General features: G+C 72.1%; 21 protein-coding genes. 14 read left to right on the forward strand and 7 right to left on the reverse strand.

Going from position 1 to position 23,944, the window contains the following annotated elements; genetic code table 11:
- Window positions 1-29 precede the first annotated feature (29 nt).
- The 4 genes from mutA to DEJ47_RS01700 all read left to right on the forward strand — a co-directional run bounded on the left by mutA (window position 30) and on the right by DEJ47_RS01700 (window position 6,231).
- Entirely contained in the window at window positions 30-1,880 is a 1,851-nt protein-coding gene (gene mutA / locus DEJ47_RS01685) for a methylmalonyl-CoA mutase small subunit (protein ID WP_150164195.1), read from the forward strand.
- Window positions 1,880-4,081, forward strand: a complete 2,202-nt coding sequence (scpA, locus tag DEJ47_RS01690; protein WP_150164197.1) for a methylmalonyl-CoA mutase — start codon at window positions 1,880-1,882, stop codon at window positions 4,079-4,081. Before mutA ends, scpA begins: the two co-directional genes overlap by 1 nt.
- Window positions 4,082-4,105: 24 nt before the next feature.
- Window positions 4,106-5,107 (forward strand): methylmalonyl Co-A mutase-associated GTPase MeaB, encoded by a 1,002-nt coding sequence (gene meaB, locus DEJ47_RS01695; RefSeq protein ID WP_150164199.1) that lies wholly within the window; start codon window positions 4,106-4,108, stop codon window positions 5,105-5,107.
- Between the two features lie 62 nt (window positions 5,108-5,169).
- Window positions 5,170-6,231, forward strand: a complete 1,062-nt coding sequence (locus DEJ47_RS01700) for an enoyl-CoA hydratase/isomerase family protein (RefSeq protein ID WP_398337750.1) — start codon at window positions 5,170-5,172, stop codon at window positions 6,229-6,231.
- A gap of 19 nt (window positions 6,232-6,250) precedes the next feature.
- Here DEJ47_RS01700 and DEJ47_RS01705 read toward each other — a convergent pair whose 3' ends face one another.
- The 3 genes from DEJ47_RS01705 to DEJ47_RS01715 all read right to left on the reverse strand — a co-directional run bounded on the left by DEJ47_RS01705 (window position 6,251) and on the right by DEJ47_RS01715 (window position 8,472).
- Entirely contained in the window at window positions 6,251-6,706 is a 456-nt protein-coding gene (locus DEJ47_RS01705) for a hypothetical protein (RefSeq protein WP_150164201.1), read from the reverse strand.
- Between the two features lie 69 nt (window positions 6,707-6,775).
- Window positions 6,776-7,528 carry an ABC transporter permease gene (locus DEJ47_RS01710; RefSeq protein WP_150164203.1) on the reverse strand — a complete coding sequence of 251 codons (753 nt, stop codon included), beginning with the start codon at window positions 7,526-7,528 and terminating at the stop codon, window positions 6,776-6,778.
- A gap of 2 nt (window positions 7,529-7,530) precedes the next feature.
- Window positions 7,531-8,472, reverse strand: a complete 942-nt coding sequence (locus DEJ47_RS01715; RefSeq protein WP_150164205.1) for an ATP-binding cassette domain-containing protein — start codon at window positions 8,470-8,472, stop codon at window positions 7,531-7,533.
- Between the two features lie 109 nt (window positions 8,473-8,581).
- On the opposite strand from DEJ47_RS01715, the gene DEJ47_RS01720 reads away from it, so the two are divergent.
- The 3 genes from DEJ47_RS01720 to DEJ47_RS01730 all read left to right on the forward strand — a co-directional run bounded on the left by DEJ47_RS01720 (window position 8,582) and on the right by DEJ47_RS01730 (window position 11,752).
- Window positions 8,582-9,799 (forward strand): sensor histidine kinase, encoded by a 1,218-nt coding sequence (locus DEJ47_RS01720; RefSeq protein ID WP_150164207.1) that lies wholly within the window; start codon window positions 8,582-8,584, stop codon window positions 9,797-9,799.
- A gap of 14 nt (window positions 9,800-9,813) precedes the next feature.
- The gene (locus DEJ47_RS01725; RefSeq protein ID WP_150164209.1) at window positions 9,814-10,476 is read left to right on the forward strand and encodes a response regulator transcription factor; all 663 of its coding nucleotides are present in this window, start codon (window positions 9,814-9,816) and stop codon (window positions 10,474-10,476) included.
- Window positions 10,477-10,594: 118 nt separating this feature from the next.
- On the forward strand, window positions 10,595-11,752 hold the full coding sequence (locus DEJ47_RS01730) for an ROK family transcriptional regulator (protein ID WP_150164211.1): 1,158 nt from the start codon (window positions 10,595-10,597) through the stop codon (window positions 11,750-11,752).
- Between the two features lie 39 nt (window positions 11,753-11,791).
- Here the strand turns inward: DEJ47_RS01730 and DEJ47_RS01735 are convergent, their stop codons facing one another.
- Both DEJ47_RS01735 and DEJ47_RS01740 read right to left on the reverse strand, forming a co-directional pair.
- Window positions 11,792-12,553, reverse strand: coding sequence for a GntR family transcriptional regulator (locus DEJ47_RS01735; RefSeq protein WP_150175374.1), 762 nt, complete (start codon window positions 12,551-12,553; stop codon window positions 11,792-11,794).
- 306 nt (window positions 12,554-12,859) lie between these two features.
- On the reverse strand, window positions 12,860-13,750 hold the full coding sequence (locus DEJ47_RS01740) for an RNA polymerase sigma-70 factor (protein ID WP_150164213.1): 891 nt from the start codon (window positions 13,748-13,750) through the stop codon (window positions 12,860-12,862).
- Between the two features lie 200 nt (window positions 13,751-13,950).
- On the opposite strand from DEJ47_RS01740, the gene DEJ47_RS01745 reads away from it, so the two are divergent.
- The 3 genes from DEJ47_RS01745 to DEJ47_RS01755 all read left to right on the forward strand — a co-directional run bounded on the left by DEJ47_RS01745 (window position 13,951) and on the right by DEJ47_RS01755 (window position 18,088).
- Window positions 13,951-14,781, forward strand: coding sequence for an alpha/beta fold hydrolase (locus DEJ47_RS01745; RefSeq protein WP_150164214.1), 831 nt, complete (start codon window positions 13,951-13,953; stop codon window positions 14,779-14,781).
- Window positions 14,782-14,947: 166 nt separating this feature from the next.
- Window positions 14,948-16,528, forward strand: coding sequence for an alkaline phosphatase D family protein (locus DEJ47_RS01750; protein ID WP_150164216.1), 1,581 nt, complete (start codon window positions 14,948-14,950; stop codon window positions 16,526-16,528).
- Window positions 16,529-16,648: 120 nt separating this feature from the next.
- The gene (locus DEJ47_RS01755; RefSeq protein WP_223828189.1) at window positions 16,649-18,088 is read left to right on the forward strand and encodes a GNAT family N-acetyltransferase; all 1,440 of its coding nucleotides are present in this window, start codon (window positions 16,649-16,651) and stop codon (window positions 18,086-18,088) included.
- Here DEJ47_RS01755 and DEJ47_RS01760 read toward each other — a convergent pair.
- Window positions 18,048-19,313, reverse strand: a complete 1,266-nt coding sequence (locus DEJ47_RS01760) for a trans-sulfuration enzyme family protein (protein WP_150164220.1) — start codon at window positions 19,311-19,313, stop codon at window positions 18,048-18,050. The two genes, DEJ47_RS01755 and DEJ47_RS01760, sit on opposite strands and share 41 nt — an antisense overlap.
- A gap of 60 nt (window positions 19,314-19,373) precedes the next feature.
- Between DEJ47_RS01760 and DEJ47_RS01765 the strand changes: the two genes are divergently transcribed.
- Both DEJ47_RS01765 and DEJ47_RS01770 read left to right on the forward strand, forming a co-directional pair.
- Window positions 19,374-19,889 carry an Lrp/AsnC family transcriptional regulator gene (locus tag DEJ47_RS01765; RefSeq protein ID WP_150164222.1) on the forward strand — a complete coding sequence of 172 codons (516 nt, stop codon included), beginning with the start codon at window positions 19,374-19,376 and terminating at the stop codon, window positions 19,887-19,889.
- A 32-nt stretch (window positions 19,890-19,921) separates the two neighbouring features.
- Window positions 19,922-21,640 (forward strand): DUF885 domain-containing protein, encoded by a 1,719-nt coding sequence (locus DEJ47_RS01770; protein WP_150164223.1) that lies wholly within the window; start codon window positions 19,922-19,924, stop codon window positions 21,638-21,640.
- Window positions 21,641-21,662: 22 nt separating this feature from the next.
- Here the strand turns inward: DEJ47_RS01770 and DEJ47_RS01775 are convergent, their stop codons facing one another.
- The gene (locus tag DEJ47_RS01775; protein ID WP_150164225.1) at window positions 21,663-22,181 is read right to left on the reverse strand and encodes a rhodanese-like domain-containing protein; all 519 of its coding nucleotides are present in this window, start codon (window positions 22,179-22,181) and stop codon (window positions 21,663-21,665) included.
- Between the two features lie 431 nt (window positions 22,182-22,612).
- Here DEJ47_RS01775 and DEJ47_RS01780 point away from each other — a divergent pair, with 431 nt between their 5' ends.
- Together DEJ47_RS01780 and DEJ47_RS01785 are read left to right on the forward strand one after the other, a co-directional pair.
- Window positions 22,613-23,350 (forward strand): S1 family peptidase, encoded by a 738-nt coding sequence (locus DEJ47_RS01780; protein WP_150164227.1) that lies wholly within the window; start codon window positions 22,613-22,615, stop codon window positions 23,348-23,350.
- Window positions 23,351-23,456: 106 nt separating this feature from the next.
- Window positions 23,457-23,903: an Lrp/AsnC family transcriptional regulator gene (locus DEJ47_RS01785; RefSeq protein WP_150164229.1), complete on the forward strand. Its 447-nt coding sequence runs from the start codon at window positions 23,457-23,459 to the stop codon at window positions 23,901-23,903.
- Window positions 23,904-23,944 lie beyond the last annotated feature (41 nt).

The raw sequence follows: 23,944 nt of genomic DNA on the forward strand, positions 1-23,944 counted from the left end.
TGCCAGGCATTGCGCCCTAGCATCGGGGCATGACGGTCCTGCCTGACGACGGGCTTCCGCTGGCCGCCGAGTTCCCTGATGCGACCCATGAGCAGTGGCAGCGCCTTGTGGAAGGCGTGCTGCGCAAGTCGGGTAAGGACGTATCGGGCACGGCCGCAGAGGAAGCGCTGTCCACCGCTCTCGAGGACGGGCTCACCACCCGCCCCCTGTACACCGCGCGCGACGTCGCGCCCGACGCCGGACTCCCCGGCTTCGCCCCGTTCGTCAGGGGTTCCGTTCCCGAGGGCAACACCCCGGGCGGCTGGGACGTCCGGCAGCGGTACGCGAGCGCCGACCCCGCGCGCACCAACGACGCCGTCCTCACCGACCTGGAGAACGGCGTCACCTCCCTCTGGCTGACCGTGGGCCCCGCCGGCCTCCCGGTCTCCGGCCTGGAGCGTGCCCTCGGCGGCGTCTACCTCGACCTGGTGCCCCTCGCGCTCGACGCGGGCGACCAGGCCGGGCCCGCCGCGCGGGAACTGCTGCGCCTGTACGAGGCCGCGGGCGTCGCCGACGACGCGGTGCGCGGCACGCTCGGCGCCGACCCGCTCGGGCACGAGGCCCGCACGGGCGACAAGGTGACCTCTTTCAACGAGGTCGCCGACCTGGCGCGGCTGTGCGGCGAGCGCTACCCCGGCCTGCGCGCCCTGACCGTGGACGCCCTGCCGTACCACGAGGCGGGTGCCTCCGCCGCGCAGGAGCTCGGCGCCTCGCTCGCCACGAGCGTCGAGTACCTGCGTGCGCTCCACGATGCCGGCCTCAGCGTCGACAAGGCCTTCGCGCAGCTGGAGTTCCGGTTCGCGGCCACCGCCGACCAGTTCCTCACCATCGCCAAGCTGCGGGCCGCACGCCGCCTCTGGGCGCGCGTCGCCGAGGTGTCAGGGGCTCCGGCGGCGGGCGCGCAGCGGCAGCACGCGGTGACCTCTCCCGTGATGATGACCCGCCGCGACCCGTGGGTAAACATGCTGCGCACGACCGTGGCCTGCTTGGGTGCGGGGGTGGGCGGCGCGAACGCCGTCACGGTCCTGCCGTTCGACCACGAGCTGGGCCTCCCCGACGCGTTCGCGCGCCGCATCGCCCGCAACACGTCGACGATCCTCCTTGAGGAGTCGCACCTGGCGCGCGTCATCGACCCGGCGGGCGGTTCCTGGTACGTGGAGCGGCTCACCGACGAACTCGCCCACGCCGCCTGGGACTTCTTCAAGGAGATCGAGCGCGCCGACGGGCAGGCCGCGGCCCTGCGCTCCGGTTTCGTCGGCGACCGGATCGCCGCGACCTGGGCCGAGCGCAAGAAGAAGCTGGCGAGGCGCCGCGAACCCATCACGGGCGTCAGCGAGTTCCCGCTGCTGACCGAGCGCCCGGTGGAGCGCGAGCCCGCGCCGGCCGCGCCCTCGGGCGGTCTGCCCCGGGTGCGCCGCGACGAGGCGTACGAGGAGCTGCGCTCCCGCTCGGACGCCCACCTGGCGACGACCGGCGCCCGCCCCAAGGTGTTCCTCGCCGCGCTCGGCTCCGCCGCCGCGCACACCGCGCGGGCGACCTTCGCCTCCAACCTCTTCATGGCGGGCGGCATCGAACCCGTGCACGACCCGGTGTCGGTGGACGCGGAGACGGCCGCCGAGGCGTTCGCGGCGAGCGGTGCCACGGTGGCGTGCGTCTGCTCCAGCGACGCTCTCTACGCCGAGCAGGCCGAGGAGGTCGCGCGGGCCCTGAAGGCGGCGGGCGCGCTGTGCGTGTTCCTCGCCGGACGCGGGGAGTTCACCGACATCGACGAGTACGTCTTCGCCGGCTGCGACGCGGTCGCCGTGCTCACCACCACCCTCGACCGCATGGGAGTGGCGTAATGCGGATCCCCGAGTTCGACGACATCGAGCTGGGCACGGGCGGCGGTCCGTCCCCTTCGGCCGAGCAGTGGCACGCCGCGGTGAAGGAGTCCGTCGGCAAGTCCGATGCGGACCTGCTGTGGGAGACGCCCGAGGGCATCGCGGTCAAGCCGCTGTACACGGGCGCCGACGCGGAAGGCCTCGACTTCCTCGGGACGTACCCCGGTGTCGCGCCGTACCTGCGCGGCCCCTATCCGACGATGTACGTGAACCAGCCGTGGACGATCCGGCAGTACGCGGGCTTCTCCACCGCCGAGGAGTCCAACGCCTTCTACCGCCGCAACCTCGCGGCCGGGCAGAAGGGCCTGTCGGTCGCCTTCGACCTGCCGACCCACCGCGGCTACGACAGCGATCACCCGCGCGTCACCGGTGACGTCGGCATGGCGGGCGTCGCCATCGACTCGATCTACGACATGCGGCAGCTGTTCGACGGCATCCCGCTGGACAAGATGACGGTGTCGATGACGATGAACGGCGCGGTGCTGCCCGTTCTCGCGCTGTACATCGTGGCGGCCGAGGAGCAGGGCGTACCGCCCGAGAAGCTGGCCGGGACCATCCAGAACGACATCCTCAAAGAGTTCATGGTCCGCAACACCTACATCTATCCGCCGAAGCCCTCGATGCGGATCATCTCCGACATCTTCGCGTACACCTCGCAGAAGATGCCGCGCTACAACTCGATCTCCATCTCCGGCTACCACATCCAGGAAGCGGGCGCGACGGCCGACCTGGAGCTCGCGTACACCCTCGCCGACGGCGTGGAGTACCTGCGGGCCGGCCGGGAAGCGGGGCTCGACGTGGACGCGTTCGCGCCGCGGCTCTCCTTCTTCTGGGCGATCGGCATGAACTTCTTCATGGAGGTCGCCAAGCTCCGCGCGGCGCGCCTGCTGTGGGCGAAGCTGGTCAAACAGTTCGACCCGAAGAACGCCAAGTCGCTTTCGCTGCGCACCCATTCGCAGACGTCGGGCTGGTCGCTGACCGCGCAGGACGTGTTCAACAACGTCACGCGCACCTGCGTCGAGGCGATGGCGGCGACGCAGGGCCACACACAGTCCCTGCACACGAACGCACTGGACGAGGCGCTCGCCCTGCCCACCGACTTCTCCGCGCGCATCGCCCGCAACACACAGCTCCTCATCCAGCAGGAGTCGGGGACGACCCGGACGATCGACCCGTGGGGCGGCAGCACCTATGTCGAGAGGCTGACGTACGACCTGGCGCGGCGTGCCTGGCAGCACATCGAGGAGGTCGAGGCGGCGGGCGGCATGGCGCAGGCCATCGACGCCGGCATCCCGAAGCTGCGCGTCGAGGAGGCCGCGGCGCGCACGCAGGCCCGCATCGACTCGGGGCGCCAGCCGGTCATCGGCGTCAACAAGTACCGGGCGGACAGCGACGAGCAGATCGACGTCCTGAAGGTCGACAACTCCTCGGTGCGTGCCCAGCAGATCGCCAAGCTGAAGCGGCTGCGCGCGGAGCGCGACGAGGCCACCTGCCAGGACGCGCTGCGCGCCCTGACCGCGGCGGCCGAGCGCGGCCCCGGGCAGGGCCTCGAGGGCAACCTGCTGGCGCTCGCGGTCGACGCGGCCCGCGCGAAGGCGACGGTCGGTGAGATCTCCGACGCACTGGAGAAGGTGTACGGGCGGCACGCGGGCCAGATCCGTACGATCTCCGGTGTGTACCGCACCGAAGCAGGCCAGTCCCCGTCCGTCGAGCGCACGCGCGCACTCGTGGACTCCTTCGACGAGGCCGAGGGCCGCAGGCCGCGCATCCTGGTCGCCAAGATGGGCCAGGACGGACACGACCGCGGCCAGAAGGTCATCGCCACCGCCTTCGCCGACCTGGGCTTCGACGTCGACGTCGGCCCGCTGTTCCAGACCCCGGCGGAAGTGGCGCGCCAGGCCGTCGAGGCGGACGTGCACATCGTGGGCGTCTCCTCCCTCGCCGCCGGTCACCTCACCCTCGTACCCGCGCTGCGCGAGGAGCTCGCCGCCGAGGGCCGCGACGACATCATGATCGTCGTGGGTGGCGTCATCCCGCCGCAGGACGTCGAGGCGCTGCACGAGGCGGGCGCAACGGCGGTGTTCCCGCCCGGCACGGTGATCCCCGACGCGGCGTTCGACCTGGTGAAGCGTCTGGCGGCCGATCTCGGCCACGAACTGTGAGCCGGTGAACGGCGGGGAAAAGCCATGCCTGTGACGATCGACATCGATACGTATGTGAAGGGCGTCCTCGACGGGAAGCGCGCGTTCGTCGCGCGCGCCATCACCCTCGTCGAATCGACCCGACCGCAGCACCGCGCGCTGGCGCAGCAGCTGCTCACCGAGCTGCTGCCGCACAGCGGTCGGGCGCGGCGGGTCGGCATCAGCGGCGTGCCCGGCGTGGGGAAGTCCACGTTCATCGACGCGCTCGGCACGATGCTGACCTCGCTCGGGCACCGGGTCGCGGTGCTCGCGGTCGACCCGTCCTCGACGCGCACGGGCGGTTCCATCCTGGGCGACAAGACCAGGATGGAACGGCTCGCGCTGGACCCCGACGCCTTCGTGCGTCCCTCTCCCTCGGCGGGGACGCTCGGCGGGGTCGCGAAGGCGACGCGCGAGTCCATCGTGGTGATGGAGGCGGCGGGGTACGACGTGGTGCTCGTGGAGACCGTGGGCGTCGGGCAGTCGGAGACGGCGGTCGCGAACATGGTCGACACGTTCCTGCTGCTGACCCTCGCCCGCACCGGGGACCAGCTGCAGGGCATCAAGAAGGGCGTACTGGAACTCGCGGACGTCATCGCCGTGAACAAGGCGGACGGCCCGCACGAGCGGGACGCGCGCTCGGCGGCCCGTGAACTGGCGGGTGCGCTGCGGCTGATGCACCCGGCCGACGCGGCGTGGACTCCCCCGGTGCTGACCTGCAGCGCCCGTGAGTCCAGCGGCCTCGACACGCTGTGGGAGCGGATCGAGCAGCACCGCGCCCTGCTCGACTCGACGGGCCGCCTCGCCGCCAAGCGCCGCGACCAGCAGGTCGACTGGACCTGGTCGATGGTGCGGGACGAGCTCCTCGGCAGGCTCCTCGCCCACGCGGAGGTCAAGCGGCTCGCCACGGACCTCGAACAGCGCGTCCGTGCGGGCACCTTGACGGCCACGTCCGCCGCCGAGCAGATCCTCGACGCGTTCCAGGGCGGCGACCGCGACCATCCCTGACCGCACCCCCGTACGCCCACCGTGATCCGCGTACGTCCCTCGTGAACGGAGCCACCCGCACCATGAACGCCATGCCCGCCGCGCCCGTCGACGCTCCTGTCCTGCACCACCGCGAGGGGCGGGCCGGGCACCTCGTCCTGAACCGGCCGCGGGCCATCAACGCCCTGAACCACGCCATGGTACGGATCATGGCGCAGGCCCTGGACGCGTGGGAGCGGGACGAGTCGGTGGCGACGGTGGTCGTCACCGGTGCCGGGGAGCGCGGGCTGTGCGCGGGCGGCGACATCCGCTCGATCCACGACGACGTGCGCGCGGGCCGCGCGGCGGCGTCGGCTGCGTTCTGGCACGACGAGTACCTCCTCAACGCGCGCATCGCCCGCTTCCCGAAGCCATACGTGGCCGTGATGGACGGCATCGTGATGGGCGGCGGTGTCGGCGTCTCGGCGCACGGGGACATCCGGGTGGTCACGGAGCGGTCGCGGGTGGCGATGCCGGAGACGGGCATCGGCTTCGTGCCCGACGTGGGCGGTACGCACCTGCTGACGCGGACGCCCGGTGAACTCGGCACGCATCTGGCGCTGACGGGGACGCCGGTGGGCGCGGCCGACGCGCTGCTGTGCGGTCTCGCGGACCACTACGTTCCGTCGGAGCGGCTGCCGGAGTTCACCGCGGCGCTCGCCGACACCGATGCGACTGCGGTCGTGCGTGAGTTCGCGGCCACGGCTCCGGCGGGTGAGCTGGCGGCCCACCGCGAGTGGATCGACCACTGTTACGCCGCGGACTCCGTCGAGGAGATCGTGGACCGGCTGCACGCGAGTGGTGACCGGCACGCGAAGGAAGCAGCCGAGACGATCCTGTCCAAGTCCCCGACGTCACTGAAGGTCACGCTGGCCGCGCTGCGCAGGGCGCGTGAACTGCCCACCCTGGAAGCGGTCCTGGAACAGGAATACCGCGTGTCCTGCGCCGCCCTGGCCTCGCCCGACCTGCCCGAGGGCATCCGGGCGCAGGTCGTCGACAAGGACCGCAGGCCGCGCTGGTCGCCCGCGGAGCTGTCGCGGGTGACGGAGGCGGATGTGGCCCGCTTCTTCGAGCGGACGGGCGCGGGCTCGCTCGGGCTGGTCTGACGGGGGCCGCGCGCCGCCGTCACGGCGGGTCCGTCTCGGTGACCACGGCGAGCAGCTGAAACGGCAGTTCCTTGTCCCACTGGGCGACTCCGAGGGCTATCCACCGGCCGTCGACCCGCCACAGGTGCAGGTCCGGCACGCAGGAGCTCAAGTGCGCCCACGGCTCCGGTATCTCCTCCTCCGCCTCGCCGATGTCGGCCGCCATGGAGCGTTCGAAGAGGCTCGCCAGGCTGAACTGCTGCGGCGGGCCCCAGCGGTCGGCGAGCAGCACGGTCAGTGCGTCGCGCTCGGCGTCGTACTGCTCCTCCGTGAGGTGCCATCGCGTGCCGTCGTCCTCCCAGAAGGTGTCACTCGTCAGTAACTCCGCGATGTGGAAGCCGGGGCCCTGGGAGCCGTGCTCGGACCTGCCGGACTCCGTGGGGAAGTCCCGGGAGCGCAGCAGGTCGATCACGGCGAGGTGGTGTGCGCTGCTCATGACGTCCAGTAAAGCGGGCGGCACTGACAACACGTCATGCGTCGCGCGTTCCCGGTCACTCGGCACGCGTCACGCGTCCCGGTGGCGGACCGCCCACCAGCCGGCGAGCAGCACGCCCCCCGTCCAGGCCGCGCACACCGCGAGCCCCGCCCACGGGCCGAGGCTCCCTGTCGTGGTCTCGTGCAGCACTTGCCGGCCCGCCTTGTCCGGCAGGTAACCGGCGGCGCCGCCCGCCACGTCGCCGACCACGAACGAGACGATGAGCGTGAACGGGATGAGGATGCCGAGGACGGCGACGCCGCTGCGCAGGACGGCGGTGAGGCCCGCCGCGAGCAGCGCCATCAGCGCGAGGTAGACGCCGCCGCCCACGCAGGCGCGCACGGCGCCGGGGTGACCGAGCCCGATCGCGTGGTCACCCAGAAACGCCTGGCTGGTCAGGAACGTGGCGAAGCCGGTGACGAGTCCCACGAGCAGCGCGAGGCTTCCGATGACCAGCATCTTGGAGCCGTAGAAGAGCCCGCGGCGCGGCACGGCGGCGAGCGAGATGCGCAGGGCGCCGCTCGTGTACTCCGACGACATGGCGGTCGTCCCGAAGCTGATCGCCGCGATCTGGCCGAAGTTGAAGGCGTAGAAGGCGTCGAAGAGGGGCTCGGCGTCGGGGTTGTCGGCCTCGGCCCGGCCGATGGTCGCGGAGGCCAGCACGGTGATGGCGAGGGTCGCGGCGAAGATGACGAGCAGCGAGATCAGGCTCGACCGCAACGACTTGATCTTGATCCACTCGGCGTGGGCCACGGGCAGTACGGCGGAGTTCTCCATGGCCATGATCAGGCCTCCTGGCGGGACGCGGGGACGGTGGTGGTGCCGGCTCGGAACTGGGCTTCGTCGGCCGTCAGGGCGAGGTAGGCCTCCTCCAGGGAGGTGTGTTCGTCGGCGAGTTCGAGCACCTGGACCCCGGCGCCCGCGGCGATCGCTCCGACCTCCTCGGCCTTCGCCCCTTCGACCGTCCAGCGGCCCTCGACCGACTCCCCGAGTACGTATCCGCGGCCCGACAGCAGTTCACGGAGCAGGTCCGGGTCGGTCGTCCGGACGCGGACCCGTGCCTGGCTGTGCGACGCGATGAAGTCGGTCATGGGGGCGTCGGCCAGCAGCCTGCCCCGGCCGAGGACGACGAGGTGATCGGCGAAGGTCGCGGTCTCGTTCATGAGGTGGCTGGAGACGAGGACGGTACGCCCCTCCTTGGCCAGTCGGCGCAGCAACTCGCGGATCCAGATGATGCCTTCGGGGTCGAGACCGTTGGACGGCTCGTCCAGCATCACGACCTCGGGGTCGCCGAGCAGCGCCGCGGCGATGCCGAGACGTTGCCGCATGCCCAGCGAGAACGTCTTGATGCGCTTGCCCGCGACGGAGCCGAGCCCCGACTCCTCCAGGACTTCGTCCACGCGCCGCGCGGGGAGCCGGTTGCTGACGGCGAGCGCGAGGAGGTGACTTCGGGCGGTGCGCGAACCGTGGGCCGCCTGGGCGTCGAGCAGCGCCCCTACATGGCGCAGGGGGTCCGGGAGTTCGGTGTAGCGGTGGCCGCCCACCGTGGCCGTGCCCGAGGTGGCGCGGTCCAGGCCGAGGACGAGGCGCATGGTGGTCGACTTGCCGGCGCCGTTGGGTCCGAGGAAGCCGGTGACCCGGCCGGGGCGGACGTTGAAGGTGACGGCGTCCAGGGCGCGGGTCGGGCCGTACTCCTTGGTGAGGTCTTTGACGTCGATGCTGGTCATGGGCGTCAGCCTGGCCGCTGAGGCCCTTCGGGGGCTTCCCCCGCCCGGGGAGTCCGTCTCCCCCTCACGGGGGAGTCGTACGGTGGGGGTGGCCTGGCACGATGGCGGAATGCTCGGCTTCCTGCGGCCCCTGACCCGTGCGGTCACGTACACGCGCTGGCTGCACATCTTCCTGGGGTCGGCCATCGCGTGGGTGGTCGCCTCGATCTATCCGGGGCTCTCCGAACCCTCCTACATCGACTGGGTGCTCGTCGGGGTCACCCCCGTGCCGTTGCTGGTGGCGGCTGCGCTGGTGCCCGTCATCCGCAGGGCCGAGGGACTGCAGGCCAGGATGATGCTGTTTCCCGGTCACCACGCGCCCGTGCCGGGCGGCGAGGCGGAGGACTCCGGCATCTCCGTCGCCCCTTCGGCCTCTTGGCGCGACCGGGTACGGACCGCCGTATGGCTGGTGTTCCGCCTGGAGACAGGCATCGCCCTGGTTCATGTGACGGGCCAGCTCATCGGGATGGTCTTCGCCTTGACGGGTGCGAACGACCAGGCCTCGGAGAAGGACGGCCTGCTGCTCACCCCACCCGACACGGCCTGGGTCAAGGCGCCGCTGAGCCTCCTGCTCGTCCTCGCGGAGCTCGGCGTGCTGCTGGCGGCGGGACACCTCACCGCTGTGGTCGCCCGGCGTCTGCTCGGCCCCTCCCCCGCCGAACGCCTCGCCGTCATGGAGGAACGCACCGAGCAGCTCCTCGAGCGCAACCGCATCGCGCGCGAACTGCACGACTCCATAGGGCACGCCCTGACCGTCGCCGTCGTCCAGGCGGGCGCCGCGAGGGCCGCCTCCGACCCGGAGTTCACCGCACGCGCCCTGGAAGCGGTGGAGGAGACGGGGCGGGCCGCGCTGGAGGACCTGGAGCGGGTGCTGCGGGTGCTGCGCGAGGACGAGCAGCCGGTGAGCGGGCGGCCGACGCTCACCGACGCCGACCGGCTGCTCCAGTCGGCGCGTGCCTCGGGCGCGGAGGTGGACATGGAGGTGTCGGGGCCCGTGGAACGGCTGCCGGGACCCGTCTCCCGCGAGGGCTACCGCATGCTCCAGGAAGCGCTCACCAACGTCCTGCGCCACTCCGGCCCCGTGCCCGTGCGCCTGCGCATCGCCGTGGACGACGCCCGCCTGGTGATGAACGTGCGCAACGCGCTGCCGCGCCCCACCGGTTCGACGGGGCGCGGCGGCAGCGGACTCCGCGGCATCCGGGAGCGGGCGACCCTGCTCGGCGGCCGGGCCACCACGGGCCCCCACGAAGGCGACTGGCAGGTGCACGTCGAACTGCCCCTCAAATGATCTACGCTGGCGGGATGCCGGTCACCGTGCTCCTCGTCGACGACGAACCCCTCGTACGCGCGGGCCTGCGTGCCGTCCTGGAGGCGCAGCCGGACATCCGTGTGGTCGGCGAGGCGGCGGACGGCGCGGCGGTGATCCCCCTGGTCCGCGAGGTGCGCCCCGACGTGGTCGCGATGGACGTCCGCATGCCGCTGCTCGACGGCATCGAGGCGACCCGCGCCGTGCTGCGCACCGTGCCGGACCCGCCGAAGATCCTCGTGGTGACGACGTTCGAGAACGACGAGTACGTGTACGAGGCGCTCCGCGCGGGCGCCGACGGGTTCCTGTTGAAGCGCGCGAGGCCCGCGGAGATCGTGCACGCGGTGCGGCTGGTCGCCGAGGGCGAGTCGCTGCTGTTCCCCGCCGCGGTCCGGCAGCTGGCCGGCGAGTACGGCGCGGAGCGGGGCAATCCGCAGGCCCGGGACGCCCTGGAGAGGGCCGCGCTGACCGAGCGTGAGGCGGAGGTGCTGCGGCTCATGGCGCGCGGTCTGTCGAACGCGGAGATCGCCGCCCGCCTCGTCGTGGGCACGGAGACGGTCAAGTCACATGTCAGCGCGGTCCTCGCGAAGCTCGGGGCGCGGGACCGGACGCAGGCGGTCATCGCCGCGTACGAGTCCGGTTTCGTCGAGCCGGGGTGACGGCCCTGTCTGCGGGGAAGACGGTGCCGGACACGGTGCGGACGGGCCCGGCACTCGCCGCCGTACCGTCCTGCGAGTACGATCCGGCCATCACGCGCACGAGCTGGGAGGACGGACGTTGGGGCAGCTGAGCGGCGGGGACCCCTCCCTGTTGCGGCGTATCAACTCCGCGGTGGTGCTGCACGCGCTGCGCGCCGCGGACGTGGCGACGCTCACGGAGATCACCCGCGCGACCGGGCTCTCCCGGCCCACGGTCGAGGGGGTCGTCGAAGGGCTCATCGAGGCCGGGCTCGTAGTGGAGTCGGCGCCCGAGGACGGCGGCGCGCGGCGCCAGGGCCGGCCCGCGCGTAAGTTCCGGTTCCGGGCGGAGGCGGGACATCTGCTCGGTCTGGAGATCGGCCCGCACCGGGTGGCCGCCGTCCTCTCGGACCTGGACGGCAAGGTCCTCGGGGCGGCGTCGAAGGCCGTCTCCGCGGAGGCTTCCGCGGACGACCGGCTCGAGCGGCTGCGCACGGCGGTCGCCGATCTGCTGCGCCGCGCCGGGATCGCCCGCAGTTCGCTGCGGGCCGTCGGGGTGGGCAGCCCCGGCATCCTGGACGCGGACGGCACGGTGCGGCTGAGCACGGCACTGCCCGAGTGGACGGGGCTTCAGCTGGGCGAGCGGCTGCGCCGATCGTTCAAGTGCCCGGTCCTGGTGGAGAACGACGCCAACGCCGCGGCCGTGGCCGAGCACTGGAAGGGCGCCGCGACCGACACGGACGACGTGGTGTTCGTCCTCGCGGGGCTGAGCCCGGGGGCCGGTTCGCTGATCGGCGGGCGCCTGCACCGGGGTTACGGCGGCGCGGCGGGCGAGATCGGCGCGCTGCACCTGCTGGGCCGCGAGGTGACTCCGGAGACGCTGCTCTCGACCACCGGCGAGCCGCTGCACCCCTTGGACGAGCAGGCCGTCGCCGACGTGTTCGCGCACGCGCGCGAGGGTGACGAGCGGGCGCAGGCCGCGGTGGAACGGTTCATCCAGCGGCTCGTGCATGACGTGGCCGCGCTGGTCCTGGCGCTCGATCCGGAGCTGGTCGTCGTGGGCGGCTGGGCCGCGGGGCTCGACGGGGTGCTCGAGCCGCTGCACCAGGAGTTGGAGCGGTACTGCCTGCGGCCGCCGCGGGTGGCCCTTTCGATGCTGGGCGAGGCGGTGGTGTCGACCGGGGCGCTGCGGCTCGCGCTGGACCACGTCGAGGAGCAGCTGTTCGCCGTCGAGGGGACCGTCACCGCGCGGCGATGACGGTCCTCTCGACGGAGCGAACGGAGTGGCCGGTTCGCGTCAGGAAGCGTGGCGCTCCGTGTCGTGATGGATCTCGACGCCGCCGGAGTCCCCGAACGTGAGGCGGCAGGTGTCGGCGCGGTAGGTGGCGACGGACACCGCCGCCGTGCGGCCCTCGGCGAAGAAGCGGGTCGTCACGACGAGCACGGGTGCGCCGGGCAGGCGGTCGAGGGCCTTGGCGTCGTCCGCGCGGGCCGAGCCGAGTTCGACGGCGCGGTCCTGTCCTTCGAGGCCGAGCCGGGACAGCTCACGCAGGACGACACGCGCGCGTGCCGCGCCGGACGGCTCGTCCATGCCGGTCAGTTCGGCGACCGACGACGTGGGCACGTACAGCAGCTCGGCGGCCACGGGCTGGCCGTTGGAGACGCGGGTGCGGCGCACGACGTGCACCTGTTCGTCCGCGGCGGTCTCCAGCATCCGGGCCACGTCCGCCGACGGGACCGCCGGGGCGCAGTCCGCGGGCTGCCAGGCGTCGCCGACCGCGCCCGGCCACGAACCCTGCGCGGATCCGACGGCCACACCCATCCGCGGCGGAGCGACCGTGGTGCCCACTCCACGGCGGCGGTGGAGCCTGCCTTCGAGTTCGAGCTGTTCGAGGGCCTGCCTGAGGGTGGCGCGGGCGACACCGAAGCGGGCGGCCAGGTCGCGCTCGTTCGGCAGGATCTCGCCCACGGAGAACTCGGAGTCGAGCGCCTCACTGAGCACGGTCTTCAGATGCCAGTACTTCGGCTCCGGCACCGTTTCGAGCTGCGTGGTCCCCACCCTGTCCTCCGCAATCGCCGTGACCGGCGGCTTTTTAGCGCCCTTGTTTATTAAAGGTTCCTGCACTATCTCTGCGACCATAGGCCCGCACCCACCCTTGGTCAAGACCAATCCTCGATCCGTTACAGCGTGCACAGGGACGATGCCACAGAGCATTCATGCGGAGTTCGCGCGGGGCCAAGCAGGCGTAATCGGCCAGCCGCAGATGAACGGCCGACGAAGAGCACACGACTGAGCCCCCGCCGATCGAGGCGGGGGCTCTGAGCTGGGACGACGTATCGCGCGTGGCAGCTCGCGACCGAAATGTCAGGGCACGAGCGACACGAGCTTGTCCGGATTGCGGACGATGTAGACGTCCTGGATGAGGCCGTCGGCGACGTCCAAGCGGAAGACGCTGTCGGGTCGGCCGTCGACGAGGATGAAGAGGCACTCCGCGCCGTTCGCCTGGATGAAGCGGACTTCCAGTTCGCGTGCCTCCGCGGCGACCTTGCCCGCGGTGCTGTGCAGGAAGCGGCCCACCTTGTCCGCGGACTCCAGGACGCGCAGCGGCGCCTTCGACTTGCCGCCCGCGTCGCCGACCAGCCGGACGTCCGGGGCCAGCAGCGACATCAGCCCGTCGAGGTCGCCCTCGGTCGCCGCGGCGAGGAAGCGCTCGGTCAGGTCGCGGCGCTCGGCGGGGTCCACCTTGTAGCGGGGCCGGCCTTCGTCCACGTGCTTGCGGGCCCGGCCCGCGAGCTGACGCACGGCGGCCTCGCTGCGGTCGAGCGTGACCGCGATCTCGGCGAACGGGAACCCGAACGCCTCGCGGAGCACGAACACCGCCCGCTCCAAGGGCGAGAGGGACTCCAGGACCACGAGAACGGCCAGGGAGACGGAGTCGGCGAGCACGGCCCGCTCCGCGGTGTCGGGCACGGACGACCCGAGGTCGGTGACGTAGGGCTCGGGGAGCCACGGCCCGACGTACGCCTCGCGCCGGGACTGCAGGTGGCGCAGGCGGTCGATGGCGAGCCGCGTGGTGACGCGCACCAGGAAGGCGCGGGGTTCGCGCACCTGCTCGTGGTCGGACTCCGACCAGCGCAGCCAGGCCTCCTGGACGACGTCCTCCGCGTCGGCCACCCGGCCGAGCATGCGGTAGGCGACGCCCATCAGGACGGAACGGTGCTCTTCGAAGACGTCGGTCATGGTGTCGGTGGCCACGCTCCTATCCCAACCCACGAAGCAGCGCCTGTCCAGGCACTTTGGCTGCGGTACGCGGCACACTCACCGTCACCGGGAACGGCTTGTCCGAAGCGCCTGGGGCCGGCCTCTTGAACTGGGGGCTACTGGACGGTAATTGTTGCTGACAGCGCGTCTAACACATCGGGAACCGTCGTCCGGTGGCGGGGACAGGAGCAGTCATGGCCGCAGAGGTCTCCTTCAGCGTCGCGTCGCACGGCGGCCCGCACACGGTGACGATCTCCTACGAACGGGCGGGTACGGGCGAGCCGTTGCTGCTGCTGCACGGCATCGGCCACCACCGCCAGGCCTGGGACCCGGTGTTCGAGATCCTGGCCGCCGAACACGACGTGATCGCGGTCGACCTGCCGGGATTCGGGCGCTCCCCCGCACTGCCCGAGGAACTGGAGTACGGGCTGCCGGCGGTCGTCCCCGCGCTGGGCGCGTTCTGCGAGACGCTGCAGATCGAGCGACCGCACGTGGCGGGCAACTCCCTGGGCGGACTGCTCGCCCTCGAAATGGGCCGCGAGAAGCTGGTCCGCTCCGTCACCGCGCTCTCCCCGGCCGGCTTCTGGACGCGCGCGGAGCGCCGGTACGCGTTCGGCACACTCCTCGCGATGCGGCGCGGCGCGCGTCTGCTGCCGCGTCCCGCGATCGAACGGCTGTCCGCGAGCGCGGCCGGGCGCACGGCACTCACGAGCACGATCTACGCGCGCCCTTGGCGCCGCTCCCCCGAAGCGGTGGTCGCCGAGACGCTCGCGTTGCGCGAGGCCACCGGGTTCGAGGCGACACTCCTCGCCGGGCGCGACGTCCTCTTCCAGGATGACGTGACGGGCCTCCCTGTGACCGTCGCCTGGGGCACGAAGGACCGGCTGCTCCTGCGCCGGCAGGGGATACGCGCGAAGCACACCATCCCCGGCGCACGTCTGGTCCGGCTCCCCGGCTGCGGCCACGTACCGATGAACGACGACCCCGCGCTGGTCGCCCGCGTCATCCTCGACACCTGCCGCTGACCGGCCGCCCGGCGCTACGCCTCCGCCGCCGGGCCCACCCGGTCGCCGCGCGGCGGTTCCCCCCGGACTGTGGGGAGTTGTTCACTTGGGGTTCGCGTGGGCGCTGTGGCGCGGTGCCGGTCGGGCGCCCGCACACTGGTCGCACCCGTCAACTGGAGGCGCATTCATGTCGCAACGTCAGCCGAGCCCGTCCCCCCGTCGTCGCAGCGTGCTGCGCGGATCGCTCGCCGTACCGGCGGCGCTCGCCGTGCCCGCACTGGCCGGGGCCGCTCCGTCGCTCGCCCTGTCGGGCCGCCCGAAGGCCGGGTGGGGTGTACAGGCCGGAGACGTGACGGCGCACGCGGGGCTCGTCTGGGTCCGCTCCGACCGGCCCGCCCGGATGATCGTGGAGACGTCCGCCACCGAGTCGTTCCGCCATCCGCAGCGGTGGCGCGGCCCGCTGCTCGGCCCGGACACGGACTTCACGGGGACGACGCGGCTGCGCGGCCTGCCCGCGGGAGAGCAGATCCACTACCGGGTGCTGCTCGCCGACCCCGACGACCCGCGCCGCACGGGCAAGCCGGTGACCGGTACGTTCCGCACGACGCCGAAGGGCCGCAAGCAGGATGTGCGCTTCCTGTGGTCGGGGGACATCGCGGGCCAGGGCTGGGGCATCAACCTGGACCGCGGCGGCTACCGGATCTTCGAGGAGATGCGCAGACGCGACCCGGACTTCTTCCTGTGCAGCGGCGACAACATCTACGCCGACGGCCCCATCCCGCCGAGCGTCACGCTGCCCGACGGCACGGTGTGGCGGAACGTCACGACGGAGGAGAAGTCCAAGGTCGCCGAGTCCCTCAAGGAGTTCCGCGGCGCGTTCCGCTACAACCTGCTCGACGACAACCTGCGGCGGTTCAACGCCCAGGTGCCGTCGATCATCCAGTGGGACGACCACGAGGTGCGCAACAACTGGTACCCGGGGCAGATCCTGGACGACGCGCGGTACACGGAGAAGAACGTGGACGTCCTCGCGGGCCGGTCGCTGCGCGCGTTCAGCGAGTACTTCCCCATCTCGACGCTCCCGCCGGGCGACGAGGACGGCCGCGTCTACCGCGTGCTGCGCCACGGCCCGCTCCTGGACGTGTTCGTCCTCGACATGCGCACCTACCGCAACGCCAACTCCCCGAACAGGCAGCCCGACGACGCCACGGGCATCCTCGGCGCCCGGCAGCTGGCCTGGCTCAAGCGCGAGCTGTCCCGTTCGCGTGCCGTGTGGAAGGTCATCGCCTCCGACATGCCGCTGGGCATCGTCGTACCGGACGGCAGGGAGAACTTCGAGGCCGTGGCGCAGGGCGATCCCGGCGTGCCGCTGGGCCGCGAGCTGCAGATCGCCGAACTGCTGCGGCACATCAAGCACCGCAGGATCACGGGCACGGTGTGGCTGACCGCCGACGTGCACTACACCTCCGCGCAGCACTACGACCCGTCGCGCGCGGCGTTCAAGGACTTCGCGCCGTTCTGGGAGTTCGTGTCCGGCCCGTTGGCCGCGGGCGGCTTCCCCGCGACGAAGCTCGACGGGACGTTCGGCCCCGAGCAGAAGTTCGTCAAGGCGCCGAGCCGCGCCAACACGTCTCCGGCCGAGACACCGCAGTACTTCGGCGAGGTCGACATCGACGGCGGCAGCGGGGAGCTGACGGTGCGGCTGCGCCAGGAGGGCGGCGGCGTGCTGTTCACCAAGGTGCTGCGTCCGGGCCGCGTCGGGCAGTGAGCGGGGCGGCCCCTACACCGAATTGCCGCCAAAGGGGCCAATGACCTCTTTACCCATCAGTCACAGGGCGTTCGTGATCACGAAACACCGGTCCAGCACAGTGAACGTATGAGAGCTGACATGTCTGACGTGACACGGACCAAGCACGGACGCCCCGTTCATCACTGGCGGCGCGACGTGGTCGAACTGGCGGCCCTGTTCACCGCCGTGGCGGTGGCCGACGCCGTCGCGAACATGGTGGGGCACGGGCCCGACGGCCCCGGCCTGCTGGTCGTGTCGGCCGTGGTGCTGCTCGCCACGGCCGGCTTCCACATCTGGTGGGCACGGCGCCACGACCACGCCCCGCCCCCGGCGCACGATACCGTCGCCCGGCCGCCCGCGGACGCGGAGCAGGCCGGGCGCACGACGACCACCACGACCACCGACAACGCGGTCGCCCCCGCGACCGCCACCGAGACCACCCTGTGGCGGATGCGCACGACCGTGCGGGACGAGCCGGGCTCCCTCGCCGCGCTGTGCGTGACGCTCGCCGAGCGCCGCTGCGACATCCTCAGCCTGCAGGCGCACCCGCTGGCCGAGGGCACCGTCGACGAGTTCCTGCTGCGCGCGCCCGCGGACCTCGCCGGCGCGGAGATCACCCGGTCGGTCGCGCGGGCGGGCGGCACGGGCACCTGGATCGAGCGCGCCGACGCCCACGACCTGGTGGATGCCCCGACCCGCATCCTCGGCCTCGCCACCCGCACCGCCCTCGACGCGGCCGAACTGCCCCTGGCCCTGCGGCACCTCCTGGGCCGCTGCACCATCCGCTCCCTGCCCGCCGCCGCTCGCACGGAGAGCCGGGACGAGTCGGCCCCGTCGGAGCCGACCCCGGTCGACGGCGTACTCGACGGCACGGTGCTGAGGCTGAAGGGGCCCGACGGCGAGGTCATCACCGTCGAGCGCCCCTATCTGCCGTTCACGCCCACGGAGTTCGCCCGCGCGCGGGCCCTGGTCGAGCTCGACACGCGGCTCGGCCCGCGCATCCCGCGCAGCCAGGACGTCCTGACGCTCCCCGAGGGCAACTCCATCACCGTGCGGCGGGCCGACACCGCCGACATCGAGGCCGCCAAGGCCATGCACGAGCGGTGCTCACCCGCCACACTGGACAAGCGCTATCACGGCCCGGTGCACGACGCCGACCGCTACCTGAACCACCTCCTCAGCCCCCGGTTCGGCCGCACCCTGGCGGTGCGCACCGCGTCCGGCCGGATCGTCGGCATCGGCCACCTTCTGTGGGACGGCGACGAGACCGAGGTCGCGCTGCTCGTCGAGGACGAGTGGCAGCGCCGCGGCATCGGCGGCCAGTTGCTCGGCCGTCTGGTGGCGATGGCGGTCGAGGCGGGCTGCGAGAGCGTGTACGCGGTGACGCGGGCGTCCAACACCGGCATGGTCGCGGCGATGCGCGGGCTCGGCCTGCCGCTCGACTACCAGATCGAGGAGGGCACGCTGGTGATCACCGCCCGCCTCGACGCGACGCCGGTCAGTTCGCGGCTGCCGTACGACCACGCGCGGCGCCCCTGAGCCCTTCGGCGGCGGCTGTCCCGGTGGCCGTCGGGGCGCGGATGGTGACCGGGACGGGGCCGAGCGCCCTGTCCAGGTCGCGCCAGAGGTCGTCGACGTCCTCCAGGCCGCACGACATGCGAAGCAGCCGGTCGCTGACACCGGCCGCACGCCGGTCCTCGACGTCGACCACGCGATGGCTGATGGACGCCGGGTGCTGGATGAGCGAGTCGACGCTGCCGAGGCTGACCGCCGGGGTGATCAGCCGTACGCCGGCGATCACCCCGTGCGGGTCGCCGCGTACCTCGAAGGCGACCATGGCGCCGCCCATCCGCGGATAGTGGACGCGCTCCACACGCGGGTCGGCGGCGAGGCGGCGCGCCAGCTCCGCCGCGTTCGCCGAGGCCGCGCGCACCCGCACGGGAAGCGTGGACAGGCCGCGCAGCAGCAGGTAGCCGGCGAGGGGGTGCAGCACCCCGCCCGTGGCGAAGCGGACCTGCCGCAGCCCCCGTGCGAGTTCCTCGTCGCAGGCGACCACGCCGCCGAGGACGTCACCGTGGCCACCGAGGAATTTGGTGGCGCTGTGCAGCACCAGACGGGCGCCGCTCTCGGCGGGCCGCTGCAGCACGGGGGTCGCGAACGTGTTGTCGGCGAGCAGCGGGACGGTGCCGCAGGCGCGGGCGACCTCGGCGAGGTCGAGTTCGGCGAGCGTCGGATTGGCGGGCGACTCGACCATGACCAGGCCGGTGTCGGGCCGGATGGCATCGGCGATACCCTCGGGGTCCACCCAGGTCACCTCGGTTCCGACGAGCCCCGCGGAGAGCAGGTGGTCGCTGCAGCCGTACAGCGGCCGGACGGCCACGACGTGGCGCAGGCGCGCGGATCCCCGTACGAGAAGCACCGCGGTCAGCGCCGCCATGCCGCTCGCGAAGGCGACGGCGCTCTCGGTGCCCTCCAGACGGGCGAGCGCCGTCTCGAAGCGGGCGACGGTCGGATTGCCGAGGCGCGCGTAGATTGGCGGCCCGTCGTCGACGAGGCCTTCGGCGGCGAACGCGTCGATGCGGGCCGCCTCGCCGCGGCTGTCGCGGGAGGGGTAGGTCGTGGAGAGGTCGATCGGCGGGGCGTGCAGGCCCATTTCGGCCAGATCGTCCCGTCCCGCGTGCACGGCTTCGGTGGCCAGGGCGCGTGACGGCGAGGCGCTGTCCGCGGAGGGTGTGTGCGGTGCTGTCCCGGTGTTCGCTTCCATGCCGCACAGGCTGAACATCGCACGGGGTCATGGGGGCACACCCCGTGCTACGTTCGGCCGATGGCCGATTCCGTCGCACTGGACCCGGTGGATCTCCACATACTGCGCGTGCTGCAGAACGATGCCCGGACCACGTATCGGGACCTGGCGGCGCACGTCGGGGTCGCGCCGTCGACGTGTCTCGACCGTGTGACGCGGCTGCGGCGCTCCGGGGTGATCCTCGGACACCAACTGCGCCTGGACCCGGCGAAGCTCGGCCGCGGGGTGGAGGCGCTCCTCTCCGTGCAGGTCCGGCCGCACCGACGGGATCTCGTCGGGCCCTTCGTGGAACGCGTCAGGGCGTTGCCGGAGTCGTTGTCCCTGTTCCACCTCACGGGCCCGGAGGACTTCCTGGTGCACGTGGCGGTGGCCGGGCCCGCGGATCTGCAGCGGCTCGTGCTCGACGAGTTCACCGCCCGGCGTGAAGTGGCGCGTGTCGAGACCCGGTTGATCTTCCAGCAGTGGGCGTGCGGCCCGCTGCTCCCGCCAGACGCCGCTTCCGGCGTCACGGAGGATCCGCCGGGTGAATCATGGTGACGCGCACCGCTTCTCTGTACGACGATGTCCGCATGTCAGCCACTGAGAAGCCGCATGCGAGCACCGGCCCCCTGCCCCGTGCCGTCGCCGACGCCTACGTCGACGAACTCATCGCCCTCGACCCCATCACGGGCACCTACCTCGGTGTCGCGGAGAGCAACAGCAGGCTCCCCGACACCTCCCCCGAGGGCCAGGAGGCTCTGGCGCGGCTGGCGCGCGCGACCCTGACGCGGCTGGACGAGGCGGAGCGCAGGCCCGGCGCGGACAGCGAGGCCGAGCGGCGCTGCGGGCGGCTCCTGCGGGAGCGGCTGACCGCGCAGCTGGCCGTGCACGAGGCCGAGGAAGGGCTGCGCGCGGTCGGCAACCTGGACACGATGCCGCATCAGATACGGGAGATCTTCACCGTCTCCCCCATGGAGACGGAGGCCGACTGGGCGGCGATCGCCGAGCGGCTGCGCGCCGTGCCGAAGGCGTTCGAAGGGTACCGGGCCTCCCTCGAACTGGGCCTGGAGCGGAAGCTGTTCGGGCCCCCTCGCCCCACCGCCACCTTCATCGGGCAGCTCACCGAGTGGGCGGGCGAGACCGGCGACCACCCGAGCGGGGGCGGCTGGTTCGACGACTTCGCGGCGGCGGGCCCCGGCGCCCTGCGCTCCGACCTGGACACCGCCGCCCGCGCCGCCACCGCGTCGGTGGTGGCGCTGCGCGACTGGATGCGCGACGTCTACGCACCGGCGATCGAGGGCGCCCCCGACATCGTGGGCCGCGAGCGCTACGCGCGGCTGTCCCGCGCGTGCAACGGCACCGACCTGGACCTCGACGAGGCGTACGCGTACGGCTGGTCGGAGTTCCACCGGCTGCTCGCGGAGATGCGGACCGAGGCGGAGAGGATCCTGCCCGGCGCGGCCACGCCGTGGGTGGCGCTCGCCCACCTCGACGAGCACGGGACGCACATCGAGGGTGTGGAGGAGGTCCGGGTCTGGCTGCAGGAGCTGATGGACGAGGCGATCGACGCCCTGGACGGCACGCACTTCGAACTCGCCGAGCGGGTACGGAAGGTGGAGTCCCACATCGCGCCGCCCGGCGGCGCCGCGGCCCCGTACTACACGGGCCCGTCCGAGGACTTCTCCCGGCCGGGCCGCACCTGGCTGCCGACGATGGGCGAGACCCGCTTCCCCGTCTACGACCTCGTCTCCACCTGGTACCACGAGGGCGTGCCCGGCCATCACCTCCAGCTCGCCCAGTGGGCGCACGTGGCGGAGAACCTCTCCCGCTTCCAGGCGACGGTCGGCATCGTCAGCGCCAACGCCGAGGGCTGGGCCCTTTACGCGGAGCGGCTGATGGACGAGCTCGGCTTCCTGACCGACCCCGAGCGCAGGATCGGCTATCTCGACGCGCAGATGATGCGCGCGCTGCGGGTCATCGTCGACATCGGCATGCACCTGGAGCTGGAGATCCCGGCGGACTCCCCCTTCCATCCGGGTGAGCGCTGGACACCGGACCTCGCCCAGGAGTTCTACGACGCGCACTGCAGCCGCACCACGGAGTACGTGACCAGCGAGATGACCCGCTACCTGACCATCCCCGGGCAGGCCATCGGGTACAAGCTGGGTGAGCGGGCCTGGCTCCTCGGACGTGAGAACGCGCGGCGCAGGCACGGTGCCGCGTTCGACGCCAAGGCGTGGCACATGGCCGCCCTTTCGCAGGGCTCGCTGGGCCTGGACGACCTGGTGGAAGAGTTGTCCGCGCTGTGACGACGTAACGGCGCCGGGGCGGTCAGCAGCCGCAGTCCCCGGTGTCCACGGGGGCCGTGAGCGGGTCGGCGTCGCGCCGCTCACGGCCTTCCCACGTCTCGAACTCGAACCCTTCGCGCGCCCAGTACTCGAACCCGCCGAGCATCTCCTTGACCTGGAAGCCCAGTCGGGCGAGGGCGAGAGCGGCGCGGGTCGCGCCGTTGCAGCCGGGTCCCCAGCAGTAGGTGACGACCGGCACCGCCTTGTCGAGGAGCGTCTCCGCCTGCTCGGGGATGAGTGCGGTCGGCAGGTGGACCGCGCCGGGGAGGTGCCCCTGGTCCCATGAGGCGGTGGAACGGGTGTCGATCACCACGAAGCCCGGGTCGGCGTCCCCGGCGAGCGCGGACGCCACGTCGGACACGTCGGCGTGGAAGGCGAGGGACGCGCCGAAGTACGCGGCGGCCGCGGCCGGTGAGGCGGGCGGAATCCTCAGGACCGCGTTGCGAGCAGCGGGTGCGGAAGCTGAACCAGGGGCGCTGAGCTGCGCGTTCGTGTTGTTCATGGCGGAAAATCTACGGGCGGCGAACGGAACTCTGAAGCGGTGAATCCCGGCGCCCGCGCGGGCTCACCGGCAATTCCCCGGCAGTTCGACGTTCTACGACCCCATTCCCCTGTGGGGCTCCCGGGCGGGTCCCAACAGGGTTGTCGTGAAAGCGCGTTGCCAGGAGCACGTCAGGTCCGTCGACAATGGTCCGGACCAAGAATTGGTTTGATCATGCACTGGACCGCAAGCTCACCCACGGCTGCACGCACGTCACAGAAGGCGTCGCCGACCTCTTGCGCCGCCCACGACTCCTCTGCCAGATTCTCTCCCGCCAGAGATGGCATGCACGCGACAGGAGATACCCGCCTCCTCGGCGTGCGCTGCGGCTGCATACCTATGCGGTCTCGTCCTCATCAAGGACGCTTCATCCCCACACAATGGAGACGAACGTGCGAATATCCAGACTCGTCCCCGCGCTCGCGGCCACCGCCCTCGCCGTCCTGGGGCTCGCCCCCACCGCGGCCGCTCAGAGCGCGACGCGCGCGGAAACGCCCGCCGTTGCTTCCACCAACGGCCCGCAGCCGATCATCGGCGGCGGCTACGCCAGCAACGCACCCTGGGCGGCCAGGCTCTTCTCCAACGGCCGGCAGACCTGCAGCGCCACGATCATCGCCCCCACCTGGATCCTCACCGCCAAGCACTGCGTCAGCGGCGGCGGCCTCTCGTTCCGCATCGGCAGCCTCGACCAGACGTCGGGCGGCACCACGGCCAACGGCGTCAGCGTCACCAACCACCCGTCGTCCGACCTGTCCCTGGTCCGCCTGGACCGTTCCGTCGCGGGCACCTACGCGCGCCTCGGCTCCCCGGGCTCGGTGTCGGTGGGCCAGACCGTCCAGGTGTACGGCTGGGGCGCGACGTCCCAGTGCGGCCAGGAGATCAACTGTCAGTCCCGGCTCCTGAAGGTCGCCAACGTCGTCGTGACCGGCGGCTGCCGCGACGCCTACCAGGGCCAGGCCATCTGCGCCCGGCGCGGCGACGGCATCACCGCGGGCGGCGACTCGGGCGGCCCGATGATGGCCAACGGCGTGCAGGTCGGCGTCGCCTCCACCAGTGACCGCCAGACCACGACCGCGTACACGAACGTGACGGCGTACCGCTCCTGGATCCAGAGCGTCGCGGGCGTCTGAGTCCCGCCGCTCGTCTCCGCTCGTCCTCACCCGCCATTGCGGACGAGTGGCACAAATCCCCGGCCGGCTCTTGATCGGCCGGGGATTTCCCTGTTATCTCTCGGCCATGACCGGTTATTCCACGGACGCCACCGACTGGCGCATCCTCGATGTCCTCCAGCGCGAGGGCCGCGCCAGCTACGCGGAGCTCGCGCGCGCCGTCTCGATGTCCGCGAGCGCCGTCACGGAGCGGGTGCGACGCCTCGAAGAGGCCGGGGTCATACAGGGGTACGCGGCCGTGGTCGACCCGGAGCGGCTCGGGCTGCCCATCCTCGCCTTCGTGCGCCTGCGCTATCCCAACGGCAACTACAAGCCGTTCCACGACCTGGTCGACGCGACCCCGGAGATCCTGGAGGCGCACCACGTCACGGGCGACGACTGTTTCGTCATCAAGGTCGCCGCACGCTCGATGCAGCACCTGGAAGAGGTGTCGGGCAGGATCGGCGCGCTCGGATCGGTGACGACGAGCGTCGTCTACTCCTCCCCCCTGCCCCGCAGGCCACTGGGCCGCTGACGTTCGTCCCCCCGGCCTGACCTGCGCGCCCCGTCGCCGAC

Source organism: Streptomyces venezuelae (assembly GCF_008642355.1).
Lineage (GTDB): Bacteria > Actinomycetota > Actinomycetes > Streptomycetales > Streptomycetaceae > Streptomyces > Streptomyces venezuelae_B.